This window comes from Actinoallomurus spadix (assembly GCF_024055725.1).
Lineage (GTDB): Bacteria > Actinomycetota > Actinomycetes > Streptosporangiales > Streptosporangiaceae > Actinoallomurus > Actinoallomurus spadix.
This window is the reverse complement of record NZ_JAMXMX010000015.1, coordinates 163,983-180,987: the sequence shown is the minus strand read 5'-3', so window position 1 is coordinate 180,987 and position 17,005 is coordinate 163,983. Positions and strand designations below refer to the sequence as shown.

16 protein-coding genes are annotated in these 17,005 nt (G+C 74.5%); 9 read left to right on the top strand and 7 right to left on the bottom strand.

Annotated elements, in window-relative coordinates; translation table 11 throughout:
- Positions 1-61: 61 nt before the first annotated feature.
- A complete protein-coding gene (locus NE235_RS23125; RefSeq protein WP_252806374.1) occupies positions 62-1,345 on the top strand; it encodes an APC family permease in 1,284 nt (427 codons plus the stop codon).
- 24 nt (positions 1,346-1,369) lie between these two features.
- Positions 1,370-2,146: an SDR family NAD(P)-dependent oxidoreductase gene (locus NE235_RS23120; RefSeq protein ID WP_252806372.1), complete on the top strand. Its 777-nt coding sequence runs from the start codon at positions 1,370-1,372 to the stop codon at positions 2,144-2,146.
- Positions 2,147-2,149: 3 nt separating this feature from the next.
- Here NE235_RS23120 and NE235_RS23115 read toward each other — a convergent pair whose 3' ends face one another.
- Positions 2,150-2,722 carry a helix-turn-helix transcriptional regulator gene (locus NE235_RS23115; RefSeq protein WP_252806370.1) on the bottom strand — a complete coding sequence of 191 codons (573 nt, stop codon included), beginning with the start codon at positions 2,720-2,722 and terminating at the stop codon, positions 2,150-2,152.
- Between the two features lie 296 nt (positions 2,723-3,018).
- Here NE235_RS23115 and NE235_RS23110 point away from each other — a divergent pair, with 296 nt between their 5' ends.
- Entirely contained in the window at positions 3,019-6,033 is a 3,015-nt protein-coding gene (locus tag NE235_RS23110) for an AfsR/SARP family transcriptional regulator (protein ID WP_252806368.1), read from the top strand.
- On the opposite strand, the gene NE235_RS23105 is transcribed toward NE235_RS23110, so the two are convergent.
- Both NE235_RS23105 and NE235_RS23100 read right to left on the bottom strand, forming a co-directional pair.
- The gene (locus NE235_RS23105) at positions 5,961-6,311 is read right to left on the bottom strand and encodes a tautomerase family protein (protein WP_252806366.1); all 351 of its coding nucleotides are present in this window, start codon (positions 6,309-6,311) and stop codon (positions 5,961-5,963) included. The genes NE235_RS23110 and NE235_RS23105 overlap by 73 nt on opposite strands.
- Before the next feature lie 115 nt (positions 6,312-6,426).
- Positions 6,427-6,957, bottom strand: coding sequence for a hypothetical protein (locus tag NE235_RS23100; RefSeq protein WP_252806364.1), 531 nt, complete (start codon positions 6,955-6,957; stop codon positions 6,427-6,429).
- A gap of 85 nt (positions 6,958-7,042) precedes the next feature.
- On the opposite strand from NE235_RS23100, the gene NE235_RS23095 reads away from it, so the two are divergent.
- The 3 genes from NE235_RS23095 to NE235_RS23085 are packed head-to-tail and all read left to right on the top strand — an operon-like array spanning position 7,043 to position 8,705.
- Positions 7,043-7,714 carry a hypothetical protein gene (locus tag NE235_RS23095; protein WP_252806362.1) on the top strand — a complete coding sequence of 224 codons (672 nt, stop codon included), beginning with the start codon at positions 7,043-7,045 and terminating at the stop codon, positions 7,712-7,714.
- Entirely contained in the window at positions 7,711-8,139 is a 429-nt protein-coding gene (locus NE235_RS23090; RefSeq protein WP_252806359.1) for an SRPBCC family protein, read from the top strand. The genes NE235_RS23095 and NE235_RS23090 overlap by 4 nt, the downstream gene beginning before the upstream one ends.
- Entirely contained in the window at positions 8,136-8,705 is a 570-nt protein-coding gene (locus tag NE235_RS23085) for a DNA-3-methyladenine glycosylase I (protein ID WP_252806357.1), read from the top strand. Before NE235_RS23090 ends, NE235_RS23085 begins: the two co-directional genes overlap by 4 nt.
- A 51-nt stretch (positions 8,706-8,756) precedes the next feature.
- Here the strand turns inward: NE235_RS23085 and NE235_RS23080 are convergent, their stop codons facing one another.
- Both NE235_RS23080 and NE235_RS23075 read right to left on the bottom strand, forming a co-directional pair.
- Entirely contained in the window at positions 8,757-11,336 is a 2,580-nt protein-coding gene (locus NE235_RS23080; RefSeq protein ID WP_252806354.1) for an FtsX-like permease family protein, read from the bottom strand.
- A gap of 2 nt (positions 11,337-11,338) precedes the next feature.
- Positions 11,339-12,082 carry an ABC transporter ATP-binding protein gene (locus tag NE235_RS23075; protein ID WP_252806353.1) on the bottom strand — a complete coding sequence of 248 codons (744 nt, stop codon included), beginning with the start codon at positions 12,080-12,082 and terminating at the stop codon, positions 11,339-11,341.
- Between the two features lie 173 nt (positions 12,083-12,255).
- On the opposite strand from NE235_RS23075, the gene NE235_RS23070 reads away from it, so the two are divergent.
- Positions 12,256-13,080 carry an SDR family oxidoreductase gene (locus NE235_RS23070; protein ID WP_252806351.1) on the top strand — a complete coding sequence of 275 codons (825 nt, stop codon included), beginning with the start codon at positions 12,256-12,258 and terminating at the stop codon, positions 13,078-13,080.
- Between the two features lie 41 nt (positions 13,081-13,121).
- Here the strand turns inward: NE235_RS23070 and NE235_RS23065 are convergent, their stop codons facing one another.
- The gene (locus tag NE235_RS23065; RefSeq protein ID WP_252806349.1) at positions 13,122-13,967 is read right to left on the bottom strand and encodes an SDR family oxidoreductase; all 846 of its coding nucleotides are present in this window, start codon (positions 13,965-13,967) and stop codon (positions 13,122-13,124) included.
- Positions 13,968-14,035: 68 nt separating this feature from the next.
- Between NE235_RS23065 and NE235_RS23060 the strand changes: the two genes are divergently transcribed.
- Positions 14,036-14,596 carry a MarR family winged helix-turn-helix transcriptional regulator gene (locus NE235_RS23060; protein WP_252806347.1) on the top strand — a complete coding sequence of 187 codons (561 nt, stop codon included), beginning with the start codon at positions 14,036-14,038 and terminating at the stop codon, positions 14,594-14,596.
- Between the two features lie 62 nt (positions 14,597-14,658).
- Here NE235_RS23060 and NE235_RS23055 read toward each other — a convergent pair whose 3' ends face one another.
- The gene (locus NE235_RS23055) at positions 14,659-16,248 is read right to left on the bottom strand and encodes an FAD-dependent oxidoreductase (protein ID WP_252806345.1); all 1,590 of its coding nucleotides are present in this window, start codon (positions 16,246-16,248) and stop codon (positions 14,659-14,661) included.
- 28 nt (positions 16,249-16,276) lie between these two features.
- Here NE235_RS23055 and NE235_RS23050 point away from each other — a divergent pair, with 28 nt between their 5' ends.
- A complete protein-coding gene (locus NE235_RS23050; protein WP_252806343.1) occupies positions 16,277-16,912 on the top strand; it encodes a TetR/AcrR family transcriptional regulator in 636 nt (211 codons plus the stop codon).
- The last annotated feature ends 93 nt before the right edge of the window (positions 16,913-17,005 follow it).

The window sequence follows — 17,005 nt, the reverse complement described above, 5'->3', positions numbered from 1 at the left end:
CCCCGTCGCCCTGGGCATCCAGAGCGACTCACTCCAGACAAAACGATCTTAGGGAGTACTGATGAGCTCACATCGAATCGGCCTGGCGCAGGGGACCGCCATCTACGTGGGAGCGATCCTGGGCGCCGGGATCCTGGCGCTCCCGGCGCTGGCCGCGGAGGCGGCGGGACCGGCCTCGCTGCTGGCCTGGCTGACCCTGCTGCTGTTCTGTGTCCCGGTCGCGACCACCTTCGCCGCGCTCGGCGCGCGGTACCCCGACAGCGGTGGCGTGGCGACGTTCGTGTCCCAGGCCTTCGGGCCCCGGGCGTCGGCCGCGGTGGGGTATTGGTTCTACTTCGCCCTGCCGGCCGGTGCGCCGGCCACGGCGTACGTCGGCGGCCAGTACGTCGCCCACGCGCTCGGCGGCGGCCAGCGCACGGCCCTGACCGTCGCCGCGGTGCTGCTGCTCGCGGCGTTCGGCAGCAACGCGGTCGGGCTGAAGGTCTCCGGGCGGGTGCAGCTCGTCCTGGTCGGGCTGCTCGCGGTCCTGCTCGCGGTGGCGGTGGTGACCGCGCTGCCGTCCGCGCACCCGGCGAACCTGCGGCCGTTCGCCCCGCACGGCTGGCTGGCCGTCGGCCAGGCGGCGAGCCTGTTGTTCTTCAGCTTCGCCGGCTGGGAGGCGGTCACGCACCTGTCGGGGGAGTTCCGCGACCCGCGCCGGGACCTGCCGCGGGTGACCGCGACCACGCTGGTGGTCGTCGGTGTGCTGTACCTCGGCCTGGCCCTGACCTGCGTGCTGGTCCTCGGCCCGCGGCTGGCCGGCTCCACGGCCCCGCTGACGCTGCTGCTCCAGCGCGGGCTGGGCACGGCGGCCTCGGTGATCACCGCGGTGATGGCCATGCTGCTCACGTTCGGCACCATGAACGCCTACCTGGCCGGCGCCTCGCGGCTGGGCGCCGCGCTGGCCCGCGACGGCGTGCTGCCCGCCGCGCTCGCGCGGGGACATCGGCCGGGCGAGGTCCCGCGCCGCAGCCTTACCCTGCTGTTCGTGCTGAGCGCGCTGGTGTGCGCGGTGGCGCTGTCCACCGGCTCCCCTCTGTCCCGGGTGATGCTCGCCGCGTCCGCCTGCTTCATCGCGGTGACCGTGGCCGGCCTGGTCGCGGGCGTCCGGTTGCTGCCCCGCGGTACCGCGGTCTGGTGGGGATCGGTCCTGGCGGCCACGGTGATGGGCGTCGTGCTGGTCTTCAGCGGCTGGGCGCTGCTGGTGCCGTTCCTGCTGGGCGTCGCCGCCGTCGGCGGTGCCCGCTGGGCGCGCGGGCCGCGTACCGTCCCGGCCGGGCAGCCGCTCGCGCAGCACGAATCATGACCACGAGATGGACGGAGGACTCGGGTGGATCTGGGACTGCGCGGCCGTACGGCGGTGGTCGCCGCCGCGACCAGCGGGATCGGGCTCGCGGTGGCCCACCGGCTGGCCGCCGAGGGCGCGACCGTATCGATCTGCGGGCGTGACCCGGACCGGCTGAACGACGCCGTGCGCCTGCTGCGGGAGCGGACGCACGGCGTCGTGCACGGTGTCGCGCTGGACGTCACCGACCACGACGCCGTACGCCGCTGGGTCGAAGAGGTCGCCGGGGCGTACGGCGGGCCGCACGTGGTGGTCGCGAACGCCGGCAGCCCGCCGGAGGGCGGGGCCGAGCGCTTCGACGTGGCCGACTACCGGGCGGCGCTGGAGCTCAACCTCCTGTCGGCCGTCACCCTCACGCGCGCGGCGCTGCCGCACATGCGCTCCGCCGGGTACGGCCGGATCCTGTTCGTCACCTCGCTCGCCGCACGGCAGCCCATCCCGGGGCTGGCGCTGTCCAACACCGTGCGCCCGGCCGTGCTCGGGTACGCCAAGTCGCTGGTGCAGGAGCTGGCCGAGGCCGGTGAGGGGGCGGTCACCGTGAACGTCATCGCGCCCGGCATGACCCGGACCCCCACGCTGGAGGCGTGGGCCGAGCAGCTCGACGGAGGGCTCGCCGGGCTGAGCGCCGACATCCCCATCGGCCGGCTCGCCGAGCCGGAGGAGATCGGCGCCGCCGCGGCGTACCTCGCGTCGGCGCCGGCCGGCAGCGTCACGGGCGTGGTGCTGCCGGTCGACGGCGGCGCCGGACGGTCACTGCTGTGAGGGTCACGGTCCCGTCGCCGTGACGTTCCCGGCCCGCGCCCCCGACCCGGCGGCGCGGGCCGGGCCGCCGGGTTCGTCCTGCAGCGCCGCCGCGAGCTGAACGCGCCGGCTGATGGCCAGCTTGCGGTAGATCCGGGTGATGTGCTGCTCCACCGCTCGCTGGGACACGCCCAGCCGGTCGGCCATCTGCCGGTTGGTGAGCCCGTCCAGCATCATCCGCGCCACGCCCCACTCATGCGGGCTCAGCCCGGCCGGGCCGGAGCGTCCCCGGTCGGCGTGCGCGGCATGCGGGCGGCCCCGGTCCGCGGTCCGGCCCGGCAGCAGGTCACCGAGCCGGCGGACCCGGGTGCGGGTCACGACGCCGTCGCGGACGTAGGGGTCACCGGCCAGTACGGCGCGCAGAGCCTCGGGGCCGTGCGTGTTCAGCAGCAACGTGTCGCCCGGGCCGTCCGTCCAGCTTCCCGCGTAGAGCAGCACGCCCTCGTCGGATCTGCGGCGCCAGTAGGCCCGGTGTCCCGATCTCACCCTGGGCGGTACGGTCCCGCCGCGCAGCTCCCGTTCCACCAAGAACCTCATCGTCGCTCCTGATCTTCGGTCGTGCTCACGGCACTCCGGATCTTCGGATACGCCGACAGCGTCGCGCCGGCCGCTCCCCGTGGCGTCCCGTCTCGTTACCGCTCTGACTCCACTCCCCGTACCTCAGGAAAACCCTAGGTCAGGTAATTACGGCTATATTTGCTGTTATCTTCACGGCGGATTCGTCCTGGAGAAAAGACGGGAGCGGCACGGTGACCGATACGGACATCGAGTCTGTCCGATTCGATATTCTCGGTTCACTCGAATGCCGCACGGGGCAGGGACGATCGCTCGCCTTGGGTGGACCGGTCCAGGAACGCGTCCTCGTCTGCCTGCTGCTCGCCGAGGGACGCGTGGTGCCGGTGCCCCGGCTGATCGAGGCGGTCTGGGCCGAGGACGCCCCCACGACGGCGGCGCACCAGGTCCGCAAGGCGGTGGCCGGACTCCGCCGCCGCATCCCCGGCGGCCCCGGGCTGATCGTCACCACCGGACCCGGCTACCGCACCGCGCTGCGGCCGCGGCAACTCGACCTGACGATCTTCACCGATCTGGTGCGGCGGGCCCAGCAGGAGGAGGCCGCCGGCCGCCCGGCCCAGGCGGTCGCCGTCCTGCGCGAGGCCCTCGCGCTGTGGCGCGGCCCGGTGCTGGACGGCACGGGCGGCGAGGTGATCGCCGCGGCCTCCGCGGTGATCGAGGAACGCCGGCTCGCCGCCATCGAGCGATTCTTCGAATTGCGCCTGCAATCGGGGGAGAGCCGCGAACTGATCGGTGATCTGCGGGACCTGGTCAACGCCTATCCGATGCAGGAGGCACTGCGCGCCCAGTTGATGCTGGCGTTGTACCGTTCGGGCCGGCCGGCCGAGGCCCTCGTCGAATACGAACGCGTCCGCAAACTGCTCGCCGAAGAACTGGGCGTCGACCCGGGAGACCGGCTGGTCACCCTCTACGACGCAGTCCTCCGCAACAGCCCCGACCTGGCCCCGGCGCCGGCCGCCGCCACCGCCACCGCCCCGCTCGGCGGGGGCACGCCCGCCGCCCCCAGCGCCGTCGCGCCCGGCGCGCACCGCTGCACGCTGCCGTACGACCTGCCGGACTTCACCGGCCGCGCGGAGGAGCTCGCCCAGCTCGTCGACCACCCCAACCAGCCCGACGTGGGGCACCACCGCGGTCCCACGCGGGGCCCGGGGTGGAGCCCCCGCATCGTCGCCATCGACGGGATGGGCGGCAGCGGCAAGACCTCGCTCGCGGTCCGCGTGGCCCACCGGCTCGCCGACCACTACCCCGACGCCCATCTGTACGTCGACCTGCGCGGGTACACGCCCGGTGAGCGCCCCCTGCGGCCGGGCGCGGTCGCCGGCATCCTGCTGCGAATGCTGGAGGTGCCCGGGGAGCAGATCCCCGAGGACCTGCCCGGCCGGCTGGCGCTGTGGCGCAGCACGGTGGTCCGCCACCGGCTCCTCTTACTGCTCGACAACGTCGCCGACAGCGCTCAGGTGCTGCCCCTGCTGCCGAACTCCGCCGACACCCTGGTCATCATCACCAGCCGGACCCGGCTCGTCGAGCTGGACGGCGCCGAATGGGTGTCCCTGGGCGTCATGCCGGCCACCGACAGCGTCGCGATGATCACCAGCATGCTCGGGCCGGACCGCGCCGCCCGGGAGCCCGAGGCCGTCGCCGAGCTGGCCGGGCTCTGCGGCCACCTGCCGCTGGCGCTGCGGATCGCCGGGGCCCGGCTGCGCAACCGTCCCCGATGGTCGGTGCGCTACCTGGTCGACCGGCTGCGCGACGAGACCCGCCGCCTGGACGAGTTGCGCGCCGGCGACCGCAGCGTCACGGCGACCCTGAGCCTGTCGTACGACGCGCTGGACGACGAGCACCGCGCGTCCTTCATGCTGCTGAGCCGGCATCCGGGCACGGACATCGACATGTACTCGGCTGCGGCGCTGCTCGGCACGGATCCGGCGCACGCCGAGGATGTCCTCGAACACCTGCTGGACACCCACCTGCTCCAGCAGTACGAGACGTCCCAGTACGCCTTCCATGACCTGGTCCGCAGCTTCGCCCACTGGCTGCGCGCCCGGGACGAGGCGCCGGACGACCACACCGGCGACGCCGCGTTGACGCGGCTGTCCGACTACTACCGCGCGGCCTCCGACCTGGCCTGCGACCTCGCCTTCCCCGGGCGGAACACCACCCGGTCCGGGCCCGGCCCGCAGCTCGCCCTGCCGGTGCTGACGGACGGCCGGACCGCCCGGGCATGGCTTCACCGCGAGCTGGACAGCCTCGTCCAGGTCGCGGTGCAGGCCCACGCGGCGGGCCGTTACCGGCCCGCGGCGCAACTCGCGCACAACGCGGTCCTCGTGCTGGAGGCCCGCGGCCGCTTCGAGGAGTTCCACCAGGTCGCCACGCTGGGCGTCGAGTGCGCGCGCGCCCTGCGCGACCGGTCCCTGCTGGCGCGCGGCCTGTCCGACGTGGCTGCCGCGGAGTGGCGGCTGGGCCGCCTCGAGGACGGCCTGGCGGCGACCGAGGAGAGCCTGAAGCTGGCAGTGGCCCTGGACGATCACATGGGGGAGGCCAAGAGCACGGGTACCCTGGGCCTGCTGCTGACGACCCTGGGACGGTACCGGGAGGCGCTGCCGTACCTGCTGCGGTCCATCGCCCTCAAACACGAACTCGGCGCGCACCGCGCGAAGGCCGCGTCACTGGTCGACCTCAGCGGCCTGCACGAACAGTGCGGCCGCTACGGCGAGGCGGCCGACGCCGCGCGCCAGGCGGTCGAGATCGACCACCGGATCGGCGCCTGGGACATGGAGGCCGTCGCCCTCACGGACCTCGCGGTGGCCCATCTCCGCCTGGACCAGGCCCGGCAGGCGGGCGACTGCCTGGACCGCGTGCTCGAACTCACCGCCGACACGGCCCCCGTCGCGGAGATGTCCCGCGTGCACGCCCTCTGCGCCACGGTGCGGCACCGCCTGGGAGAGAGCGCCGCGGCCATGCGGCACGCGGAACGCGCGCTCGAACTCGACCGCGGCAGCCGGGCCCCGATCCGCCAGGCCGCCGTGCGCAACATCGTCGCCGGCGTCTACCGCGCTCAGGGACGGTACGCCGTGGCGGCGGACCTCCACACCGAGGCCCACGAGATCGCCACGCGGGTCGGGTACCGGATCGAGGCCGCCCGGGCGCTGGCGGGCCTGTCGGCGACGCTCCGGGCGAAAGGCGACCGCGAGGCGGCCGAGACCTACCGTGGGCGGGCCGACGAGGAGTTCGGCCTGCTGGGCGTCCCGCCGGCACCGTCCGGCAGGTGCGCCTGAGCGCCGGCCCCTCCCGCCGCGTCGGCCGTCGTAGGGGCCGCCGGACCGGCCGTGGTCAGGCCCGCCGCCCCGGCGTACCCGGGGGTTGTCGCGTCGGCCGTGGTCAGGCCCGTCGCCCCGGCGTGCCCGGGGCTCGGCTCGCAGTCGCGGATCACGACCATCACCGCCTCCGGCGGGCAGTCGGCGATCCGGGCCACCACGGCGGCCAGTTCGGCCCGCAGCGCCGCCCGGATACGGCGGTCGTTGCCCTGCTTGCACTCGAGCGTGAGCAGGGGCATCGGGACCTCCTTGACGTGTCGGGGAGGAGGGAGGATAGGAACCCCGCTTCCCGAACCGGTCCCGGCTCGTTCCCGCGTCACCCGCCGCGACACTCCCCGGGCCCGGGCTCCGGTCTCAGGCCAGGCCGCGCCGTGAGACGGCCGGCGGGCGGATCCCGATGATCGAGGCGACCATGTCGAGCACCTGCCGCGTCGCGTCGGGGTCGGCCGTACGGAAGACCCGGGCGCCGGTCCAGGCGAACACCGACGCGACGGCGGGCTCGGCCGCGTCCACGACCACCGCCCACCCCGCCCCGGCGAGGCGTTCGGCCTCGTACGGGTCGGCGGCGCGGACGAGCACGCCGTCCGGACGGACCCCCGCGGCCCGCTCGGGCGCCGAGCACAGCAGCGCGGCGCCGGTCGCCGCGGCCACGCCGGCGAACGCGTCCCCGATCAGGAGGCCGGCCCCGGCCCGTACACAGGCGGCGGCCTGCTCCTCCGAGGCCGGTGCGACCGCGACCACCGGCGCCCGCGGGGCCGCCCGTACCGCGCGGACGACCTCCGGGTCGGCGGCGACCTCGGCGATGTCGGCGCCCTCGACGAGACCCTCCGTCATCACCGTGAAAACGCCGGGAAAGACGACCCGGGTCCCGAGACGCAACTCCATGCTCTGATCGTGGCATATGCGGCGGGAACGACGTCCGCCGAGCGGGTTGCCGCACCGTCCCGCATGGATGTGGCACGATCGGTACATGCTCGTCACCATCACCGTGGCCCTCGCCGCGCTGGCCGTCCTGGCGGCGATCGTCGTCGTGGCCACCGGTGGCGGCGGGGAGCTCTCCGCCGAGCATCCCGACCATCCGCCGCTGGCGCTGCCTGGCCGGCGCCCGGCCGGTGGCACGGACGCCGCGCTGCTCCGCCTGCCGATGGGGCTCTGGGGCTACCACAAGCAGATCACCGACGAGGCGCTGGAGCGCTTCGCGCACGAGCTGACCGAGCGCGACACGCGGATCGCCGTGCTGGAGCAGGAGCTCGCGGAGGCACGCCAGCGCCTGAACGAGCCGGCGGAACGCTCGTCCTGGCGGCCTGCCGTCCCGCCGGCGTCCCCGGCCCCCGACTCCATGGACCTGCGCGACCCGTTCGAGCCGGTGGATCCGCCGCCCTCGGGGGGAGCCGACCAGCCCCCGCCGCCTCTCTACTCCCCGGAGACGGAGCGGGAACGGCCGGCCGACCCGCCGCAGACCCGCTGGGAGCGGCCCGCCGAACCGCCGCAGACGATCGTGGACAAGGTCGTCTTCGACCCGCGCGCCGGCCGGGACACCGAGGAGGAGCCGGCGTCCGGCCGGGAGAACGCCGCGGAGGGGCGCCGGCCGGGCGAGACCTACGAGGCGGCCGAGGGCGACCAGCGGGGGGAGAACGGATGAGCAGAGTCGCGGTGCACGCGTCGGCCGACGTCCCGGCGCCCGCGGAGCGGGTGTGGGAGGTCCTCGTCGACTGGCCACGGCACGCGGAGTGGGTGCCGCTGACCCGCGCGGAGGGCGGCGCCGGCGACGGCGCGGGCGTCGAGGCGTGGACGGGCGTCGGTCCCGTCGGCTTCCTCGACACCATGGTGATCACCGAGTGGCGGCCGCCGCACCGGGTTCGCGTGCGGCACACCGGCGGCCTGGTGCGCGGTGAGGGCCGGTTCGACCTGCTGGACCTGCCCGAGGGCCGGTGCCGTGTGACCTGGGCCGAGCTGCTCGACCTGCCGCTCGGGCCGCTCGGCCGGGCCGGCTGGCTCGCGATCGGACCGGCGGCCCGCCTCATGCTGCGGACATCACTGCATCGACTCGCTAACCTGTTCGAATGACTGTCATCGGCACGGACGGGCTGGCGCGGTGCCCGTGGGGCGTCTCCGCGCCCGACTACATCGCCTACCACGACGACGAGTGGGGCCGCCCGGTCCGCGACGACCGCGGGCTGTACGAGCGGCTGTGCCTCGAGGCGTTCCAGTCCGGGCTGTCGTGGCTGACGATCCTGCGCAAGCGCGAGGGGTTCCGGCGGGCGTTCGACGACTTCGACCCCGAGAAGGTCGCGGCGTACGGCCCGGGTGACGTCGAACGGCTGCTGGCCGACGCCTCGATCGTCCGGAACCGCCGGAAGATCGACGCGACCATCGCGAACGCCCGCGCGACCCTCGACCTGCCCGACGGCCTGGCCGCGCTCGTCTGGGCGTACGCCGACCCCGACGCCCCGGCGCCCAAGACCGCCGGTGACGTGCCCGCCACGACGCCCGGTTCCGTGGCACTCGCGAAGCAGCTCAAGAAGCACGGGTTCCGGCACGTCGGGCCGACCACGGTCTACGCCCTCATGCAGGCCTGCGGCCTGGTCGACGACCACCTCGCCGACTGCCACCGCCGCGGCGCCTACCGGTAGGGCAGGGTCACCCGGGCGCGCGCGGCGGTGGCGGATCCGTCCCGGCGGCGGTCACTCCGCCTTGGCGGCCTCCAGCACCGGAACCCCGGCGGCGCGGCGGGCGGGCAGCGCGGACGTCGCCCAGGTGACGGCGGCGGCGCCCAGGACCACGGCGGCGAGCAGCCACCACGGCAGGTGCACCCGGATGAAGGAGCTGCCGGTGGCGACGTGCAGCAGCGCGATCGTGCCGACGGCCGCGCCCATGCCCAGCAGCACGCCCAGCAGGACGACCGTCGCGGCCTCCCAGCGCACGATCGACCGGATCTGCCGGACGGTCGTCCCGACCGCCCCGAGCATCCCGAACTCCTTCGTCCGCTCCGACACGCTCAGCGACACGGTCGTGGCCATGCCGAACAGCGCGATCACCAGGGACATCGCGATGAACCCGTAGATCACCCGCAGGCCCTTCTCCATGGAGGACGCCGCCACCCGGACGTAGGCCGCCCGGTCGTACACCTCGGCCACCGGGATGCCGGAGACCGCGGCCGTCAGGGCCGCCGTCGACGCGGTGCCCCGGACGAGCACGGCCGAGGTGTTCGCGTCCGGGTCCAGCGCCGCCATCGTGGCCGGGGCGACGAGGGCCTCGTCGGCGAACAGGTGCGACGGGTCGTGGTACCGGCCGGCCACGGTGAGCGTCACGTCGCCGCGTGCGCCGTGCACGACGATCCGGCGGCCCGGGCGCAGGCCGTACGCCTTCGACAGGGCCGACGCGACGCCGATCTCACCGGGCCGCAGCGCGGGGAGGTGGCCGCCGAGGCGCAGCACCGGCCGTACGTCGGACGCGCCGGTGACGGTCAGCATGATCGGCGTGCCGGGGTCGCCGTCGAACGCCTTGATCTTCGGTGACACGAGCCGTACCTCGGTCTGCGTGAGCGCGACCGCCGTGGTGACGCCGGGGGCGCGCGCGGCGCGGGCCGCCGTGTCGCCGGGCAGCGGAGCGGTCCCGCCGGACGTACGGCCGTTCGCCGCGATGACGTGGTCGGCGGCGAGGGTCTGCGCGCCGGCGGCGTGGGACCGCTCGCGGACGGAGGTGATGAGCAGCCCGGTCGCGGCGACCAGCGCGACGCCGAGCATGAGGGAGGCGGCGGCGGAGGAGACGCGGCGCGGGCTGCGGGTGATGGTCGCGCGGGCGAGCCGGCCCGCCTCTCCGCTGACGAGCATGCCGAGCCGGCCGACCAGGCCGCCGAGCGGGCCGACGAAGAAGGGCGCGAGCACGGCCAGCCCGGCGACGCACACCATGGACCCGAGGAGGATGAGCATGGTGATCCCCACGGTCCGGTCGGCGCCGACGGACGTCGGGTCGTTCGCCACCGCGAACACCGGGCCGAAGAACATCCAGGACGCGCCGAAGACGGCGATGGCGCCCACGATCCGGGGCCACTTGCGGCCCTTGTCCTCCGCCGTGGCGGACCGCAGCGCCTCGATCGGCGCGACCTTCGACGCCCGGCGGGCGGGCCGCCAGGCCGCCAGTTGCGTGGTGACGACGCCCGCCGCGAAGGGGAAGGCCAGCGCGATCCAGCCGAAGTCGACCTCACCGGCGGAGATGTCGAAACCGTCCTGGGCGAACAGCCGGGTGAGGACGTCCGAGACGCCGTACCCGACGAGGAGCCCGCCCGCCGACGCGATCACGGCGAGGACGAGCGCCTCCAGGCGGACGAGCCGCCTGATCTGCCGGGGCCGGGCGCCGATCGCCGCGAGGAGGGCCAGCCGCCGGGTCCGCTGGCGGACCATCGTGCCGAAGGCGTTCGCGACCACGAACAGGCCGGTGAACACCGCCACGGAGGCGAGCATGCCGATCGCCCCGCCCACGGACGCGCCCACGCCCTGCAGCTCGGCCGCCTGACGGTGCCGCAGGTCGGCGGCCGTGCGGACGACGGCCGGGCGCATCGGCGCGGCGAGCCGGCTTCGCAGTTCTCCGGCCCGGACCCCCGATGCCGCCTTCACCCACAGGCTCTGCCACGCGCCCGCGGCAAGGCCGGTCGCGTCGTGCACGGCGGCGGGCGTGCCCAGGATCAGGTCGCCGGACGCGACCGATCCCCGGCCCTGGACCGTGACGACGCCGACGATCCGTACCCTGCTCGACGTCTTCGGCAGCAGCAGCGTCGTCGTGGTCCCCGTCCGCAGCCGCCCGGCGTTCGCGACGTGCCGTACGACGGCCACCTCGTCGTCGGCGGCCGGGGCACGGCCGGCCACGAGGTGGTAGGCGCTCAGGCGCGCGTCGGAGATCCAGGGGCGGAAGGTCGTCACCGCGCCCGCCGGGGACGGCACCGGCCTGCCGTGCGCGCCGACGATCGTGACGGGTACGGCGGCGTCCCCGGCGACGGCCGCCACGCCGGGTACGGAGGCGATCGAGCCGGGCCGCACCTCACCCCGGGGAACGGCGAACGTGTCCTCCGGGTCGGCGCCGGGCGGCTGCACGAGCACGTCGGCCCTGGCGTACTCGCTGGCGTCCGACCCGGACACGGCCGACTGCGCCCGCAGCGCGAACTGCAGCGATCCCGACATCAGTCCCACCGAGAACAGCACGGCGAGCACCGTCGCGGTCAGCCGCGCCCAGTCCTGGGCGAACGACCGGCGTGCGATCAGCCACATGCTCAGGCCTCCATCCGCCGCATGACGCCGTGCACGGCGTCGATGGTAGGGCCGGCGAGTTCGTGCACGATCCGGCCGTCCGCGAGGAAGAGCACCCGGTCGGCGTACGACGCGGCGAGCGGGTCGTGCGTCACCATCACGACGGTCTGGCCGTACGTGTCGACGGCGGCGCGCAGGAACCGCAGCACCTCACCGCCCGCGGAGGAGTCGAGGTTGCCGGTCGGCTCGTCGGCGAACACCACCTCCGGCCGGGTCAGGAGCGCCCGCGCGACCGCGACCCGCTGCTGCTGCCCGCCGGAGAGCTCGGCGGGCCGGTGCCCGAGCCGGTCCCGCAGCCCGAGCGCGTCGACGAGGGTGCGGAACCACTCCCGGTCCACGCGCCGGCCGGCCATCCGCGCGGTGAGCCGGATGTTCTCCTCGGCGGTCAGCATCGGGAGCAGGTTGAAGGACTGGAAGACGAAGCCGAGCTTCGCGCCGCGCAGCCTCGTCAGCCGGGACCGTGACAGCGTGGTGATGTCGACTCCGTCGATGACGACCGCGCCCGATGAGACGGTGTCCAGCCCGGCGAGGCAGTGCAGGAACGTCGACTTGCCCGATCCGGACGGGCCCATGATCGCGGTGAACTGGCCACGGGCGAACGCTGCCGAGACGCCGCGCAACGCGGCCACCGCGTTGTCTCCGGAGCCGTACGTCTTCACGAGCGCGTCCGCATGGGCGACCGGTGCCGGCGCAGTCGTCTGTGTCATGGTTCAAGCCAACTCGGAACCGGTTCCGGCCGCACTGGCGCGCTCTGGAGTTCCGCGGTAGGGCTGCCCCCACCCGGCCACCCGCAGGCCCGAGGCCGGCCATGGCCGCTCTCGAGGCCAGGTGCCTATGGTGGTGACTCCGGAGCGTTACGGACATCCGAAGGGAGCCGGCCGTGATCCTCGTGACCGGAGCGACCGGGAACGTCGGCCGTCAGGTGGTCGAGCGACTGCTGGCAGAGGGCGCCGGGGTACGGGCGATGACCCGCCGGCCGGACGAGGCCGGGCTGCCGGACGGCGTCGAGGTCGTGCGGGGGGACCTGACCGAGCCGGAGACCCTGCCCGCCGCGCTGCGCGGGGCCGAGCGGGCATTCCTCTTCCCGCTGTCCGGCGCCATGGAGGGGTTCCTCGCCGCCGCGAGGCGGGCCGGGCTCCGGCAGGTCGTGCTGATGTCCGCCTCCGCGGTGGCGTACGCGCGGCCGAACGCGATCGGGCGCCGTCACGAGGCCATCGAGCGGGCCGTGACGGAGTCCGGGCTGCCGTGGACGATCCTGCGGCCCAGCGCGTTCATGAGCAACGACCGGAACTGGGCCCCGCAGATCCGTGCCACCGGCGTCGTCCGCTGGCTCGGGGACGACGCGGCCTCCGCGCCGATCGACGAGCGCGACATCGCCGCCGTCGCCGCCCGCGCGCTGCTCGACGACGGTCACGCCGGCCGGACGTACCTGCTGACCGGGCCCGAGGCACTCACCGACCCGCAGCGGGTCGCGGTGCTCGGCGAGGTGCTGGGCCGCGAGCTGCGCTTCGAGGGGCTGTCCCCGGACGACTTCCGCGCCGCCATGTCCGCGCACATGCCCCGCGAGATCGCCGACGCCCTGATCGCGATGCGCGCGGAGTCGAAAGAGATGGCCGAGGTGTCGCCCGCCCCGGCCGGCCTCATCGGGCGGGCGCCGCACACCTACGCCGAGTGGGCCGCCCGCCACGCCGGTGACTTCCGCTGATCAGGCCGCCCGGCGAATGATCAGTACCGCATGCCGAACGGTCAGTACCGCGTGTCGAGCGACACCTGCTCCCAGGCGTCCAGGTCGGCGAGCTGACGCCGCAGCTTCTGCCGGATCCGCTCGACCGCCTCCGGGCCGAGCGGCAGGCGCAGCGGCGAGTCGTCGTCGTCCACCGCCTTGATGATCGCTTCGGCGGCCTTGGCCGGGTCGTTCGGCTGGGTGCCGTCCTGGGCGGAGAAGCGTCCCCGGAGGGCCCCGGCCGGGGTGTCGCGGTAGTCGTCGATCGGGTCGGCGAACCGCATGGACCGGCCGGCGAAGTCCGTACGGAACGGACCGGGCTCGACGATGGTCACCCGGATGCCCAGCGGTCCGACCTCGCCGGCCAGCGCTTCGGACATCCCCTCCAGCGCGAACTTGGACGTCGCGTAGATGGCGTGGCCGGGGTTGCCGACCGCGCCCCCGACCGAGGACATCTGCACGATGTGGCCCCGCCGCCGCGCCCGCATGTGCGGCAGTACGGCGCGGGTCACGCCGATGACGCCGAGCACGTTCGTGGCGAGCACCGCGTCGATCTGCTCGTCGGACAACTCCTCCAGCGCGCCGATCAGCCCGTGGCCGGCGTTGTTGACCAGCACGTCGATCCGGCCGAACTCCTCGATCGCGGTGCCGACCGCGGCCGTCACCTGGGCGGGGTCGGTGACGTCGAGCGCGACCGCGCGGACGAGCCCGGGCGCCCGCTCGGCGAGGTCCTTGACGCTCTGCGGATCCCGCGCCGTGGCGACGACACGCTCACCGCGGGCCAGCGCGGCGTCGGCGATCGCCCGTCCGAGACCGGTGCTGGTGCCGGTGATGAACCACACGCGCGGGTCGTGCTGAATATCGGGCACGCTCGATCCTTCGCATCGGATACCTTGAAACTCAAGGCAAAGTATCTTGAGACTCAAGGATGTGTCCAGTGGCCGCAGAACCCGGGGAGGCGCTCCCCGACTCGGTCGGCGCCGAGCTGCCCCAGTGGATCGGGCAGATGCCCTCCGGAGTGGATCCGGGCGTGGAGGCCGCCCGCCAGCGGATCGGCCGGATCGCCCGGCTTTTCGAGCGGATCCTCGAGCGGGCGGCCGACCGCGAGTCGATCACCGTCGGCGACTGGGCCGCCCTCTCGGTCCTGCGGCGTTCCGGTCCTCCGTACGAGCGCACGCCCCGGCAACTGGCCGACGCGCTCGGCCTGACCTCCGGCACGATCAGCGTCCGCGTCGACCGCCTCACCCGGGCCGGCCTCGTCGAGCCCGCCCCCGCCACGGACGGCCGGAGCCGCCCGGTCCGGCTGACGGACGAGGGCCACCGCCTCTGGAGTGCCGCCACGGCCCGGCGCACGGTGGAGGAGCATCGCCTGTTCGGCGGCGCCCTCGACGCGGACGAGCTCGACCGGCTGAACGCCCTGCTCGGCACGCTCCTGCTCCGCCTCGAGCAGGAGTTCGGACCCGCCTCCCGCCACGACCGCCCCCGCCCCGGCGCCTGACCGGCGCCCGACGCGGGGCGCGCGGATCACCGGGGGAGCCGCCGCGCGGGTGGGGCCGCGCCTCAGCCGATCGCGGCGAGATGGCGCGACACCGCCGAGGCGTCACCGGCGTCGGAGATCAGCGCGACATGGCCGTCGGGACGGATCAGTACGAGGGTGCGGCCGGTCGCGCCGTAGGCGCCGGCGAGATGGCCTCCGGTGTCGGCGACGTCGCCGGGGCCGGCCGGCCGTCCGACGACGCGGAGCGTCCTGAGGCCGAGTGGAGGGGCTGCGAGCGCGGGCGCGTCCCCGAAGGCCAGCAACGTGAAGCGCCCGCCGCGCGTCAGGTCGAACAGCCGGCGTTCGCCTTCCACAGTCATCAGCCCGGTCGCATCGGGGGCGCGGTCGCCGGCGCGGAGCGGGGCGGTCTCGTCGCGGTCGTCGTGCGCCAGGGTGGAGCCGCGATAGCCCACGTTCAACTGCGTGGTGTTCGCGTCGCGGCGGGCGGGGAAGGCCTTCTGCTCGATCGCCTGCGCGAGTCGCGCGTTCGAGAGCGCGAGCACGCCGGCCGCGACCGGTCGCCGCTCGGCCTCGTAGGTGTCGAGCAGCGCCGGCGAGGCGCCCTTCGCGACCGCCGCGAGCTTCCAGCCGAGGTTGTGCGCGTCCTGGATGCCGGTGTTCATCCCCTGGCCGCCGGCGGGCGAGTGGATGTGCGCCGCGTCGCCGGCGAGGAACACGCGACCCTCGCGGTAGCGGTCGGCGAGGCGGACGTTGGCGCGCCACAGCGACGACCACTCCGGCCCGTGGAGGCGGATGCCGGTGCGGCCGCTCCGCCGATCGAGGATCGCCTGCAGATTCGCGCGGCCGAGCTCGGGATCCTGTCCCGGCGCGAGGACGGCCTGGTACTGGAAGAGGCCGGTCGAGGGCAGCGGGCAGAGGCTGACGAGGCCCTCCTCATGCCGCCACATGTGCCAGGCGTCGCGATCGAGGCCGTCGACCTCGACATCGGCGACGATCATCCGCACCTCCTCGCGGGTCTCGCCCGCGAAGCCGATGCCGGCCCGCTTGCGGACGATGCTGTGGCCGCCGTCGCAGCCGACCAGCCGGCGCGCGGTGACCGTCTCGGCCTCGCCGCCCTTGACGACCACCGCCGTGACGCCCTCGTCCGACTGCTCGAAGCCGCTGAGCGCGGTGCCGAACTCGACCGCACCGCCGAGCTCGGCCAGCCTCAGCCGCAACGCTTCCTCGGTCCGCCATTCGGGTGTGATCAGGCTCGCCGGATACGGGATGTCGGGGCGGTTCCGCGACGTCTCGGCGCCGGTCCGCGTCACCTGGCCATCGGGCGCCGTCGAACGGATCGGCATCGCCATCCGGCCGTTGGCGATCACGCGGTCGACGATGCCGAGATCGTCGAACACCTCGAGGGTGCGCGGCTGGACACCCTTGCCGCGCGATCCGGGGCGCGGGCCGGGAGCGGCCTCGATCAGCCGGAAGGAGACGCCGCTGCGGGCGAGCTCGCAGGCCAGCGTCAGCCCGGTCGGGCCGGCGCCGGCGATCAGCACCGTCGGCGCGTTCCGCACTCGCGGCGTCGGCTTCTTGTCCGTCGTCTCCGTCATCTCATCCCCAGCGATAGAGAGGAATCCCTTTCTTGTCAGCGTAGGGATGGTTGCCAAGAAAGGAAAGCCTTTCTATCGTGAGGTGGTGGTCACCGAGGCGTCCGAACCCGTCCGCCGTCGCCGGCACGGCAAGCAGCTCGAGTCCGCCCTGCTCTCCGCCGCGTGGGACGAGCTGGTCGAGGCCGGATACGCCCGCCTGACGATGGAGTCGATCGCCGTACGCGCTCGCACCAGCGAGGCCGTGCTCTACCGCCGCTGGGCCAACAAGGACCAGCTCGTGCTCGCCGCGCTCGAGCATCACCGGAACGCCAACCCGGTCCCGGTCCCCGACACCGGCGCCCTGCGCGGCGACCTGCTCGCCCAGCTGACGGCCCTGAGCGAGGCCCTCGCCGGCTTCTTCGCCATCGCCGCGGCCGCCGCCTTCTCGGGGCTGCGGGCCGACAGCGGCCTGACCCCCGCGCAGATCCGCGACAAGGTCATGGGCGACCGGCCGCCCCCGCACGAACGGGCCATCTACCAGCGCGCCCACCACCGCGGCGAGATCGACCTGGCGCGCATTCCCGCCGGGGTGCTCGCCATGCCGTTCGACCTGGTGCGGCACGACATGCTCATGGACCTCAAGCCGCTGGAGCCCGCGCGCATCCAGTCGATCGTCGACGAACTCTTCCTGCCCCTCCTGCGGAGTCATCAGGCAGGCCGGAAGTCCCGCCCTTCGGCATGAGGCGCCACCGTCCCGGTGGAAAGGCGCACCGCCGGGCTCCGCGCCGCCCACCGGGCCGTGCGGGTCGCCTCAGCGCTCCTTGCGGGTCGCCTC